This window comes from Mesorhizobium sp. M4B.F.Ca.ET.017.02.2.1, from assembly GCF_003998955.1.
In the GTDB taxonomy this organism is placed as follows: domain Bacteria; phylum Pseudomonadota; class Alphaproteobacteria; order Rhizobiales; family Rhizobiaceae; genus Mesorhizobium; species Mesorhizobium abyssinicae.
Map to the genome: position 1 here is coordinate 1 of NZ_RZOF01000193.1, position 11,880 is coordinate 11,880.

The 11,880-nt window shown below is 65.5% G+C and carries 13 protein-coding genes; 7 read left to right on the plus strand and 6 right to left on the minus strand.

Features of this window, described 5'->3' with window-relative positions; all coding sequences use genetic code 11:
- Positions 1-99: 99 nt before the first annotated feature.
- Together EN738_RS21310 and EN738_RS21315 are read left to right on the plus strand one after the other, a co-directional pair.
- A complete protein-coding gene (locus EN738_RS21310; protein ID WP_127285449.1) occupies positions 100-1,236 on the plus strand; it encodes an ABC transporter permease in 1,137 nt (378 codons plus the stop codon).
- Between the two features lie 95 nt (positions 1,237-1,331).
- Complete coding sequence (locus EN738_RS21315) at positions 1,332-2,297, plus strand: MBL fold metallo-hydrolase (protein WP_127285438.1); 966 nt, start codon at positions 1,332-1,334, stop codon at positions 2,295-2,297.
- A gap of 42 nt (positions 2,298-2,339) precedes the next feature.
- Here the strand turns inward: EN738_RS21315 and EN738_RS21320 are convergent, their stop codons facing one another.
- Together EN738_RS21320 and EN738_RS21330 are read right to left on the minus strand one after the other, a co-directional pair.
- Positions 2,340-3,317: a threonine/serine dehydratase gene (locus EN738_RS21320; RefSeq protein ID WP_127285439.1), complete on the minus strand. Its 978-nt coding sequence runs from the start codon at positions 3,315-3,317 to the stop codon at positions 2,340-2,342.
- Positions 3,318-3,626: 309 nt separating this feature from the next.
- Positions 3,627-3,950, minus strand: a complete 324-nt coding sequence (locus tag EN738_RS21330) for a hypothetical protein (RefSeq protein ID WP_127285440.1) — start codon at positions 3,948-3,950, stop codon at positions 3,627-3,629.
- Between the two features lie 168 nt (positions 3,951-4,118).
- Between EN738_RS21330 and mbfA the strand changes: the two genes are divergently transcribed.
- Positions 4,119-5,102, plus strand: coding sequence for an iron exporter MbfA (gene mbfA / locus EN738_RS21335; RefSeq protein ID WP_127285441.1), 984 nt, complete (start codon positions 4,119-4,121; stop codon positions 5,100-5,102).
- 38 nt (positions 5,103-5,140) lie between these two features.
- Here the strand turns inward: mbfA and EN738_RS21340 are convergent, their stop codons facing one another.
- Positions 5,141-5,485: an antibiotic biosynthesis monooxygenase gene (locus EN738_RS21340; protein ID WP_127285442.1), complete on the minus strand. Its 345-nt coding sequence runs from the start codon at positions 5,483-5,485 to the stop codon at positions 5,141-5,143.
- Positions 5,482-5,850, minus strand: a complete 369-nt coding sequence (locus EN738_RS21345) for an NIPSNAP family protein (RefSeq protein ID WP_127285443.1) — start codon at positions 5,848-5,850, stop codon at positions 5,482-5,484. Before EN738_RS21345 ends, EN738_RS21340 begins: the two co-directional genes overlap by 4 nt.
- Positions 5,851-6,031: 181 nt before the next feature.
- On the opposite strand from EN738_RS21345, the gene EN738_RS21350 reads away from it, so the two are divergent.
- Entirely contained in the window at positions 6,032-6,706 is a 675-nt protein-coding gene (locus EN738_RS21350; protein ID WP_127285444.1) for a winged helix-turn-helix domain-containing protein, read from the plus strand.
- A gap of 5 nt (positions 6,707-6,711) precedes the next feature.
- Here the strand turns inward: EN738_RS21350 and ligD are convergent, their stop codons facing one another.
- Positions 6,712-9,213: a DNA ligase D gene (gene ligD, locus EN738_RS21355; protein WP_127285445.1), complete on the minus strand. Its 2,502-nt coding sequence runs from the start codon at positions 9,211-9,213 to the stop codon at positions 6,712-6,714.
- A gap of 12 nt (positions 9,214-9,225) precedes the next feature.
- Positions 9,226-10,089: a Ku protein gene (locus tag EN738_RS21360; RefSeq protein WP_127285446.1), complete on the minus strand. Its 864-nt coding sequence runs from the start codon at positions 10,087-10,089 to the stop codon at positions 9,226-9,228.
- A gap of 357 nt (positions 10,090-10,446) precedes the next feature.
- On the opposite strand from EN738_RS21360, the gene EN738_RS21365 reads away from it, so the two are divergent.
- From EN738_RS21365 to EN738_RS21375, 3 genes are all read left to right on the plus strand, one after another.
- The gene (locus EN738_RS21365; protein WP_126057275.1) at positions 10,447-10,593 is read left to right on the plus strand and encodes a hypothetical protein; all 147 of its coding nucleotides are present in this window, start codon (positions 10,447-10,449) and stop codon (positions 10,591-10,593) included.
- A 179-nt stretch (positions 10,594-10,772) separates the two neighbouring features.
- Positions 10,773-11,225, plus strand: coding sequence for a DCC1-like thiol-disulfide oxidoreductase family protein (locus tag EN738_RS21370; RefSeq protein WP_127285447.1), 453 nt, complete (start codon positions 10,773-10,775; stop codon positions 11,223-11,225).
- Between the two features lie 204 nt (positions 11,226-11,429).
- A complete protein-coding gene (locus EN738_RS21375) occupies positions 11,430-11,798 on the plus strand; it encodes a YciI family protein (protein WP_127285448.1) in 369 nt (122 codons plus the stop codon).
- Positions 11,799-11,880: the final 82 nt, after the last annotated feature.

Below are 11,880 nucleotides of genomic sequence, written 5' to 3' on the forward strand. Positions count from 1 at the left end.
GCACAAGGGCGTGACGGTGACGCCGGGCGAAACCAGCCTCGAGGACGTGTTCATCCAGTTCATGGCCGGCTCGAAGGACAATATGGGATGAAAAACAGGATGAGCGCCCTGTTCTCCTTCGCCAGGCTCGGCGCGCTGCTGATCAAGGAGTTCATCCAGATGCGGCGCGACCGCATCACCTTCGCCATGATGCTGGGCGTACCGCTGATGCAGCTGGTGCTGTTCGGCTATGCCATCAACAACGATCCGAAGAGCCTGCCGGCGGCGCTGGTGGCGACGAGCAGCGATCCCTACACGCGGGCCATGGTCTCGGCGCTGCAGACCACCGGCTACTACCGCTTCGACCATGTCGCGCAAAGTGCCGCCGAGGCCGAGTTCCTGATGTCGCGCGGCGACGTCGCCTTTGTCGTCACCATTCCCGCCGATTTCGCCCGCCGCGTCGAGCGCGGCGACAGTCCGCAGATCCTGATCGAGGCCGACGCCACCGACCCGGCGGTGGCGAGCGGCGCCATCTCGACGCTGGGCACGGTCGCCAACCAGGCGCTGCTTCGGGCGCGCGGCATGCAGGAGGCGGCGGCGGAAACCGCCAAGGGCCAGCTCGAAGTGGTGGTGCACCGGCGCTACAATCCCGAGGGCATCTCGCAATACAACATCGTGCCCGGCCTGCTCGGCGTCATCCTGCAGATGACGATGGTGATGATGACCTCGATCGCGCTGACGCGCGAGACCGAGCGCGGCACGATGGAGAACCTGCTCGCCATGCCCTCGAGCCCGCTCGAGATCATGATGGGCAAGGTGCTGCCCTATCTGGTGGTCGGCGCCGTGCAGGTGGTGGTGGTGCTGGCGGCGGCGAAGCTCTTGTTCACCATCCCGTTCACCGGCTCGATCTCGCTGCTGTTGACCGCCGTGCTGATCTTCGTGCTGGCGCTGGTGCTGCTCGGCTACACCATTTCGACCATTGCCCGCACGCAGATGCAGGCGCTGCAGCTGACCTTCTTCTTCTTCCTGCCCTCGATCATGCTGTCGGGCTTCATGTTCCCCTATCGCGGCATGCCGGGCTGGGCGCAGCTGTTCGGCGAGATCCTGCCGCTGACGCATTTCCTGCGCATCATCCGCGCGGTGATGCTGAAGGGCGCCGAGCTGCCGGCGGTGGCGACCGAGATCGGCTGGCTGGTGCTGTTCGTGGCGCTGTTTGCCGGCGTCGCGCTGGTGCGGTTCAGGCGCACGCTGGATTAGGCCCGGCAAGGCATGGGCTCCGCACGCTTGTCGCGGCTGTGCCGAACGCCCGAATGCGATAGAGTGGGGGTTCCTGTATCATCAGAGCTGGTCCGATGAGGGTCGTCGATACGGCAGAGGTCATCTTTCTCGTCGACAACGCGACGGACAGCCTGTCGTCGAGCCCCGGCTTCGTCGAGACCGAGTTCGCCCGCCTTCGCCGTCGCGGCATGCCATGGCTGTCCGGCAAATGCCTGTGCTGCGCCGCGCATGGGCTTTCCTGCCTGATCACCGTGCGAACGGCATCGGCCAGCCGCACGCTGCTATTCGACACCGGGCCCGAGGAATGGGTGTTCGAGCGCAACGCGGTCAGGCTCGGCGTCGATCTCGGGGAGGTTGGGGCGGTAATGCTGTCGCATGGGCACTGGGATCACGCGGGCGCAATGCCGCGCGCCCTGCAGATGATCACGATGGGCAATGGCGGGCGGCCCGTCCCGACCTACATGCATCCCGACATGTTCGCCTTGCGGGCCACCAAATCCGCCGATGGGCAGTTTCGGCCGATGGAACTGGTGCCGAGCGTGGAGGTCCTGTCCGGGAGCGGCGCCGATGTCATCGTCACCCGCGACGAGCAGTTGCTTCTTGACGAGACGTTCTATGTCAGCGGCGAGATCCCGCGCGTGACCCGCTTCGAGCGCGGCTTTCCCGGCCAGTATCGCCAGACCGCCGCAGGCAACTGGGAACTGGACGAAGTGATGCCGGACGAGCGCTATTTGGCAATCAACGTGGCCGGCAAGGGGCAAATCGTCTTCACCGCCTGCTCGCACGCCGGCCTGATCAACGTCCTGACCCACGCCCGGGCTCGGTTTCCGGAAATTCCGCTCTACGGCGTGTTCGGCGGCTTCCACCTCTCGGGGGTGACCGAGCCGATCATCCCGGAGACGGTCGAAGCGCTGGCCCAGTTCGACCTGCAGCTGATATCGCCCGGGCATTGCACGGGTTGGCGCGCCGTGAGCGCGCTCGCGGCCGCCTATAGCGAGACGGTCGCTCCATCCGTGGTCGGCAAGACGTTTTTGCTTTGACGGCTCCATCGAACGACCCAGGCGTCCAATGCCGGCAGCCCCCTAAGCCGCCGCCATGATCTCCGCATAGGTGCCGAAATCGACATTGCCGCCGGAGAGCACGACAGCAACGCATTTGCCGGCGAGATCGATCTCGCCGGACGACAGCGCGGCGAGGCCCACGCAGCCGCCGGGCTCGACCACCAGCTTCAGGAACGCCATGGCGTCGCGCATTGCCTGCGCCGTCGCCTTGTCGGACACGGCGACAGCGCCGGCGAGGTTCTTGCGGTTGATCTCGAAGGTGATGGCGCCGGGCTCGGCGGTGAGGATGGCGTCGCAGATCGAGGTGTGTCCGGGCTCGTTGGCGACCCTCTCGCCCCTGGCCAGTGAACGGCGGGTGTCGTCGAAATGTTCAGGCTCGGCGGCCCACACGGCGGTGCCGGGCGAAGCATCCTTGACGGCAACGGAGATGCCGCTCGACAGGCCGCCGCCGCCACAGGGAATGACGACCGCGTCGAGGCTAACGCCGAGAGCTCTGGCCTGGGCCATCAGCTCGAGGCCGATGGTGCCCTGGCCGACGATGATTGCCGGATCGTCGAAAGGCGGAACCAGCGCCATGCCCTTGTCCAGCCAGGGACGAACCACCGTCATGCGGTCATCGCGAAAGCGGTCGAACGGAACCACTTCGGCGCCCATCTTGCGGACATTGCCGATCTTCATCGCCGGCGCGTCGGCCGGCATGGCGATGACCGCCTTGACGCCGAACATCGCGGCGGAAGCGGCGACGCCCTGCGCGTGATTGCCCGAGGAGAAGGCGACGACGCCGCGACCGCGCTCCGCCTCGCCCAGCGACGACAGTTTGTTGTAGGCGCCGCGGAATTTGAACGAGCCGGTGCGCTGCAGCGTCTCCGGCTTGAACAGGATGCGGCCGCCGAAGCGCTTGTTGAGCTCCGGCGATTCGATCAGCGGCGTCTCGACGATCAGGCCGGAGAGGCGCGTGGCGGCGTTGCGGATATCGGCGATGCCGGGAGGGACGGTCATGGGCGTGGCCTTGAGCAAACAGACCGCCCATGGTGCACGGAAAAGGCTGCGGCGCGCCAACGAAAAAATGTGACGGTTACAAGGTTGGCGGATCATAGCTGCCGTTGGCGCCGCCCCTCACCTGCCTGCCGGCTTCCTCTCCCCGTATAGTGACGGGGAGAGGGCGCTGTCATCGCGGCTTTCGCCAATCACCAACGTTGCAAGAATGGCGCAGAGGCTACGGCCAGCCCTTTCTCCCCGTCACTATACGGGGAGAAATGCCCGGCAGGGCAATGAGGGGCGGCGCCGAGGGTGGCAAGTGGCCGCCTCTCACCCCAACAGCGTCCTTTGCCTCTTGCTGCCGCCGAGCTTGCGCCAGGCGTTGAAGCGGTGGGTGGCAGCGGCGAACGAGATCTTCATCTGCTGGGCGACCGAATAGCGCGACTTGCCGTCGTCGAACATGCGGTAGCAGCACTCGACGCCCTCTTCCGTCAGCTTGCCGTCGGGAGCCTTGTTGTGCGGATTGGCGGGATCGAATTTCTCGACCTGCTGCTCGACCAGGCCTTTCAGGCGCTGCAGGTCAGCCTCGATGCTGGCGATGAGATCGAGGACGGGTTTCGGATCAAAGGCGTGCGCATGCTCTTTCGGCGACATCCGGGAATTCCTTTCTTTCGGCTTAGGTTCGGTTAATATAGGTGAACGTTCGGCAACAATGAAGGCCTGTCCCGGATCAACAAATTTTGTTCCCGCGGACGATGCGCGATTGACCGGCAACGGGTCAAACCGTAGTTTAGAATGATTCTAATCTAGAGTGACATGCTCATGCTTTCACGTGTTTTCGGCTTCGGCCGCCGTTCCTTCGATTCGCTCTCCGAGCAGGAGATCCTGGCGCTGGCCATATCGTCGGAGGAGAATGACGGGCGCATCTACCGCGCCTATGCCGACGGGCTGGCGGAAGATTTTCCGCAATCGGCCAAGGTGTTCGAGGCTATGGCGGAAGAGGAGGACGGCCACCGCGATTCGCTGATCGAGCTCTACCGCAAGCGTTTCGGCGAGCGCATTCCGCTGATCCGGCGCGAGCATGTCAGGGGCTATTACGAGCGCAAGCCCGACTGGCTGGTCAGGCCGCTCGGCATCGAGACCGTGCGCCGGCAGGCCGAGGCGATGGAACAGCAGGCCTACCGCTTCTACGTCGAGGCCGCCAAGCGCACCACCGATGCCTCGACCCGCAAACTGCTCGACGAACTGGCGGTGGCCGAGCAGGGCCATGAGAGCTCGGCGCATCAACTGGAACAGGAGCATGTCCCGGGCGAGATCAAGATCGAGGAGGCGACGGCCGAGCAGCGGCAGTTCATCCTCACCTATGTGCAGCCGGGACTGGCCGGGCTGATGGACGGATCGGTGTCGACGCTGGCGCCGATCTTCGCCGCTGCCTTCGCCACGCACGACACATTCCAGACCTTCCTGGTCGGGCTTGCCGCCTCGATCGGCGCCGGCATCTCGATGGGCTTCACCGAGGTCGCGTCCGACGACGGCAAGCTGTCCGGCCGCGGCTCGCCGATCAAACGCGGGCTGACCGTCGGCATCATGACGACGCTCGGCGGTCTCGGCCACGCGCTGCCCTATCTCATCCCGTTCTTCTGGACGGCGACGGCGGTCGCCGCCGTGGTGGTGTTCTTCGAATTGTGGGCGATCGCCTTCGTGCAGAACCGCTACATGCAGACACCGTTCTGGCGCGCCGCCTTCCAGGTGGTGCTGGGCGGCGCGCTGGTGTTCACGGCCGGCGTGCTGATCGGGAATGCGTAGAGCGGAGCCTCTCCCTTCCCCCCTTGTGGGGGAAGGCGCTACCCATTCGCCGCCCTGCTATCCGCCGGCGCCTCGGCCCTCTCCGTCAGGCCGTAGTCGCGCACGACGTGGGCGATGCGCAGACGATAGCCGGCAAAGATTCCGCCACGGCCGGCCTGCTGCGCCTGCCGGTGCTCCTCGGTGTTGCGCCAGGCCCTCACCGCCTCCTCGTCGCGCCAGAAGGACAGCGACAGCACGCGGTTCGGATCGGCGAGGCTCTGGAAGCGCTCGATCGAGATAAAGCCGTCGATGCCGTCGAGCAGGGGCCGGAGCTCGGCGGCGATGCCGAGATAGGCCTCGCGCCGGCCCGCCGCCGGCTCGACCTCGAAGATGACGGCGATCATGCCTCTACCCCTTCCTTGACCGTGACGTCGGTCCGGAACAATTGCCGCGGCCCGTGGGGGCCCGACACCAGCTTCAGGAAGATGCGGTCCTCCTTGACGATGAACTTCTCGCGCCGGGCGAACTCGTAATTCGCCTTGCCGGCCGGATCGGTGGCAAGCCGGGCGCGGTAGGCCTCATAGGCCGCGAGATTGTCGATGTTGTAGGCGGCATAGGCCGTGGTCGCCGAACCCTCGTGCGGCGCGAAGTAGCCGATGAGGTCGGCGCCGCAGCGCGGGATGGCCTGGCCCCAGGCACGCGCATAGTCCTCGAAGGCCGCTTTGCCGAACGGATCGATCTCGTAGCGGATGAAGCAGGTGATGGTCATGGCGGTCTCCTCGTCAGGTTGGGTTTGCAGTGACGACAGTTCGAGCGCGGTCGAAACATCGCTTCCGTCGGCATGCTAGTCAGCTTCATGTCAGGAGTGGGCGCCTCAATGGTCGTCCGCTCCTTGAACTGAACCGACAATAGTGATTTCCTCGCAGGAATGCTTCGACAAGGATCGAACTATGCGTGAAGGACCAGATATCGCCCGCATCGCCAGCCTGGTCGGCGATCCGGCCCGCGCCAACATGCTCACCGCGCTGATGGGCGGCACGGCGTTGACCGCCTCCGAGCTGGCGCTGGAGGCCGGCGTGTCGCTGCCCACCGCCTCCTCGCATCTGTCGAAGCTGATGGAGGGCGGATTGCTGACGCTCGCCAGCCAGGGACGCCATCGCTATTACGGGCTCGCCGGGCCACAAGTCGCCGGCATGATCGAGGCGATCATCGGCGTCGCCGAAGCGGTCGGCCCCAAGCGTGTGCGGCCCGGCCCGCGCGACGCCGCGATGCGGGTGGCGCGGGTCTGCTACGACCATCTCGCCGGCGAGCAGGCGGTGGCGATGCTCGACCGCCTGATCGACAGGGAGGTGTTGCTGCGCGACGACAGCGAGATCAGGCTTGGCCCGGCGGCGGCCTCGCATTTTTCCGCGCTCGGCATCGATGTCGAGGCCAAGGCCAGGCGGCCGGTGTGCCGCGCCTGCCTCGACTGGAGCGTCAGGCGCTCGCACCTCGCCGGCACGCTGGGCGCCGCAATCCTCGACAAGATCATCGCCGAGAAATGGGCGCGGCGCGAAAAGGGCAGCCGCGCGGTGGTATTCTCGCCGACAGGCAGGCAAGCGTTCGAGAGGGTGTTTCTGGCCTGATTTCCCTAGCCACGCTGCAACGGCTTGCCCAGCTTGAAGAAATCCTTCCATGGATCGGCCTTCTTCAACTGCTCCAGCGTGGTGGAATCGCCGAGCGGGAAGGCGTTGGGCGCCAGCCCCTTCTCGAGTTCCGGCCAGGTCACCGGCATCGACACGGTGGCGCCCTTCTTGGCGCGCGACGAGTAAGGCGCGACCGTGGTCGAGCCGCGGCCGTTGCGCAGATAGTCGACGAAGATCCTGCCGGTGCGCGCCTTCTTCGACAGCGTCGCGGTGTAGCGGTCGGGCGAAGCCTGCTCCAGCGCGCGGGCGAAATCATGGGCGAAGTCCTTGACCTCGTCCCAATCCGCCGACGGCTTCAGCGGCACCAGCACGTGATAGCCCTTGCCGCCGGAGGTCTTGACCAGATTGGCGAGCGAAAGCTCGTCCAGCTTGCCGCGGATGTCGAGCGCCGCTTCGCGCACCGCCTTGACGTCGACGCCCTCGTCGGGATCGAGGTCGAAAATGATCTGGTCGGGCTTTTCCAGCGCATCGATCGTGCAGCCCCAGATATGCACCTCGACGACACCGTACTGGACCAGCGCGGCAATGCCGTCGAAATCCTTGATGTAGAGGATCTCCTCGCCATCGGTCGGATCCTTCATCCTGGCGATCTTGTCGCTCATGCCGGGCGAGGCGTGTTTCTGGAAGAAGCGCTGGCCGCCGATGCCGTCCGGCGCCCGCACCAGGCTGAGCGGCCGGTTGACGACGAATTGTTCCATGCGCGGCCAGACCAGCGCGTAATGGTCAAGCAGATCCTGCTTGGAGACCTTCTCGTCGGGCCATAAGAGCTTCTCCGGGTGGGAGAGCTTCACCGAGGTCTTGGCTGACGCAGCGTTTGGCGCCGCCTTCGCCTCGGCCGCGCCCTTGCCGGCGGCTTTACTGGGCTTCTCCTGCACGACTTCCTCCGCCGGCTTGTCTTCGCGCAGCCCCTGGAACGAGGCGTGACGTATTATACGGTCCGAGGTCCAGCTGCGGAACTCCACTTCGCCGACAAGATCGGGCTCGACCCAGACCAGCCCCTTGCCCTTCGGCACGGCGGCGGAGAAGGGCGACGTTTTTGCGGTGAGTCCGTCGAGTCTTTTCTTGAGGTCGGCGGCCATCTTGCCGGAAAAGCCGGTGCCGACGCGGCCGGCATAGTGCAGCTTGCCGCCCTCATAATAGCCGACCAGCAGCGAGCGCAGGCCGCGCCCGGTCTTGTCCGAGGGCAGGTAGCCGCCGATGACGAATTCCTGCCGCAGCGTGCATTTCGACTTCACCCAGCTGAGACCGCGGCCGCTGCGGTAAGGCGCGTCGGCGCGTTTGGAAACCACGCCTTCGAGACCCATGCGGCAGACATGCTGCAGCATCACCTTGCCCGGCTCGTGGAAATGGTCGCTGAAGCGCAGCGCCGAATCCTGCGGCTGCTCGCCGAGCAGTTCCGCCAGCGCCTGCTTGCGCTCGACCAGCGGCTCGCGGCGCAGGTCCTTGCCGTCGAGGCGCATCAGGTCGAAGGCGTAGTAGACGAAGCGATCGGCGCGGCGGGCGGAGAGATCGGCCTGCAGCAGGGCGAAGGACGACACGCCGCTGTCGGCCAAAACGATGATCTCGCCATCGATGATGGCATCGCGGCATTTGAGGCCGGCAAGCGCGGCGGTGACCGGACCGTCGAATTTTGAGGTCCAATCGAGGCCGGCGCGGGTCAGCAGCCTCACCTCGCTGCCGGCGATCTGCGCCTGCATGCGATAGCCGTCGAATTTCACCTCGTGCAGCCAGTCGTCGCCGGAAGGTGCATCCTTCTCCAGCGTGGCGAGCTGCGGCTCGATGAACTCCAGCCGCTTGGCAGGCCCGGCTCTTGCCTTGCCGGCTGCTGCCGGCTTGTTGGAGTGCCAGACTTTCGGCTTCGCGCCCTTGGCCGTCTTGCCCTCGCCGACCTCCTCGATCGTCAGGCCGGATTTCACCGATTTCGGCTCCTGCTTCAGGATGTCCTCGCCGGGACGCGCGGCGGCATCGTCGGACTTGATCAGCAGCCAGTTGTCGCGCTTTTCGCCGGAGCGCGGCTTCAGCCGCACGAGATGCCAGCGGCCATGCAATTTGTGGCCTTCCAGCTCGAAGCCGATATGGCCCTTCTTCATCGCTTTGGCCGGATCGCCTTCCGGAATCCATTTGCCCTCGTCCCAGACGATCACCGAGCCGCCGCCATACTCGCCCTTGGGGATGGTGCCTTCGAACGGCGCGTAGTCGATCGGGTGGTCCTCGACATGCACGGCCAGCCGCTTCTCGTGCGGATCGAGGCTCGGGCCGCGCGTCACCGCCCAGCTCCACAGCACGCCGTCATGCTCGAGGCGCAGGTCGTAGTGCAGCCTGGTCGCGGCATGCTTGTGGATGACGAAGATGCCGGCGGCTTTCTTGCCGCTCCGCGACAGCTTGCCGGCCGGCTCGGCGGTCTTCCTGAAATCGCGCTTGGCCCGATACTGCTCGAGGCTGGCCATGGCTGCGGCCTCCTATGCCGATTTGCGCCGCGGAGCGGAGGCCTTGCCGCGTCCGGCCTTTGGCTTTGGCTTCGCCTTCGACGCGGCCTTGCCCGCGCCTTCCGCGTTCAGGCTCTTCTTCAGCGCATCGAAGAGGTTGACGACATTGGACGGCTTCGGCGGCGCCTTGGCCTTCGGCGCCTTCCTGCCGGCCTTCCTGGCGCGGATCAGCTCGAGCAGGGCATCCTCGTAGCGGTCGTCGAACTTCGACGGATCGAATTTTGTCCCCTTCCGGTCGATGATGTGCTCGGCAAGGTCTATCATCTCGTCGTCGGTCTTGACCGACTTGATATCGCCAAAGACGCTGTCGGGCTGGCGCACCGTGTTGTCGTAACGAAGCGTGGTCAGCACCATGCCCTTGCCGAGCGGCTCGATCACCACCGGGCGTTCCCGCTGGTAGAGCACGATGCGGGCGAGGCCGGCCATCTTCTTGCCCGCCATGGCGTCCCGGATGACGGCAAAGGCCTCCTCCGACACCTTGTCCGCCGGCGAGACATAATAGGGCGTGTCGAGGTAGATCTGCCGGATCGAGGCCTTGTCGACGAAGCCGTCGAGGCTCATCGTATGCGAGGATTCGATCTGGACGGACTCGATCTCGTCTTCCTCGATATGGATGAACTCGCCGTCCTCGAGCTCATAGCCCTTGATCTCATCGCCTTCCTCCAGCGGCTTGCCGGTCTCGGCATCGACATAGATGCGCTTCACCGTATTTCCGGTCTTGCGGTTGAGGATGCGGAAGGAGACCTTTTCGGCGTGGGTGACGACGTTGGTCAGCTCGATGGCGCAAGTGACCAGCGACAGCTTGAGATAGCCTTTCCAGGCCGGGCGCGGCGCCATGACGAACTCCGTGAGCGGGGTGGTTCAACCGAGAACGGGCAGAGCCCGCTCCGGTTCCGGGAGACAGGCCGCTTCCAGACAGGGCCCTGACTTGGGCCACGCACGGAAATTTCGCCGAGGCGCGCGCGGTTGAAACAGAACCGCGTCCGAACGACATCGAGACGAAACATAGCAAAAGTCACATTGGGCAAAATGCCGGCAAATGGCTCTGAAAGACCCCGAATCAGCCGCATTCCGGCCACGAAGCAGGGCATTTCGGACCAGAAATTAACATCACGTTCACCGACTATTCACGCCTCGACGCTATGATGCCCGCAATTCGGACGGGACATCCGAAATCGGGACAGGGACAGGGAAATGAAGTTCTGGAACCACATTGCCGGCTATGCCGCCGCCATCCGCGAATTCGTCGCGCCGACCTATCGGCCTGAGCGCTATTACATGCGCGGCCCAGGCCCGGCCTGCGCCCGCCGCGGCAACTCGCTCGGCATCAGCGCGCACTGATCATGACGCTGGAGAGCCGTCATGACAGCCGGATCTGCAAACCGGCCGACAGCCATCGCGCAACCACCTATCGCGCCGAGCGCCCCGCGCTGGCCGATCGGCGGCGTGCGACAACGCCACCGCTTTGACGCCGCCGCCGGCTGGCTTAGTGTCTGACGACACCAGCAGCCGGGGCCGACATGATTGACCTGCCCGAACCGAAGCGTCCCCTTCCTCCGCCGCAAGCTTACGATGCAACCCAGCCGCTGATCGTCTTCGACGGCGTCTGCGTGTTCTGCTCGGGTTTCGTGCGGACGGTGGTGCGGTTCGACCGCCGGAAGCGCTTCCGCTTCGCCACGGCGCAGTCGCCGTTGGGCGAAGCGCTGTTTCGCACCCACGGACTGGCGACCGACAGCTACGATACCAGCCTGACCCTGATCGACGGAAAGGCCTTCACCCAACTGGACGGCTTCATCGCCGTGATGGCCGAGCTTGGCTGGCCATGGCGCGCGGCGAAGGTTTTGCTCGCCCTGCCGCGGCCGCTGCGCGACTGGCTCTACGACCGCATCGCCAAGAATCGCTACGCCCTGTTCGGCAGGACGGACAGCTGCGAGATCCCGTCGGCGGAACTGCGGGAGCGGCTGATCGGCTAGAATCCCGCCAGGGCTGGAGCGGCCCGGCCGGCGGCGAGATTCGGCCTCCGACAATCCTCGCAGATTCACGGATCATCGCCGCCAGCTTGCGCGAGGCGCCGCGCGGGTCGAAAGATTTTCGCAGCACCTGTCGAAATCCGCCTGGCCCAGGCGACATTGGTCAGGCCGGCGATGACGCGGCCTTCGAGAAAACGGGAGAAGACCATGCGATACATGCTTTTAATCTACGCAAACGAAGCCGCGATGGCGACCGCGCCGAGCGAGAAGACCTACCAGATCAGCGCCGCCTATGGCGCCTATACCGAGGCTTTGAAGAAATCCGGCGCCTGGCTCGCCGGCGACCGGCTGCGGCCGACGCAATCCGCAACGGCGGTGCGCACGGCCGACGGCAAGACCAATGTGCTCGACGGCCCCTATGCCGACACCAAGGAGCAGCTCGCCGGCTTCTACATGATCGAGGCCGAGGACGCCGATGCGGCCATCGCCTGGGCGGCGCGCTGCCCGGGCGCCAGCGCCGGCACGATCGAGGTGCGGCCGATCTGGGAAATGAGCGACTATCCCTCCGCGAATTGACCCAGTGATGGACAATCGCCCGGAGATCGCGCGGGCGGCGGCGGAAGCGGCCGCCCGGCAAAGCTACGGCAAGCTGGTCGCC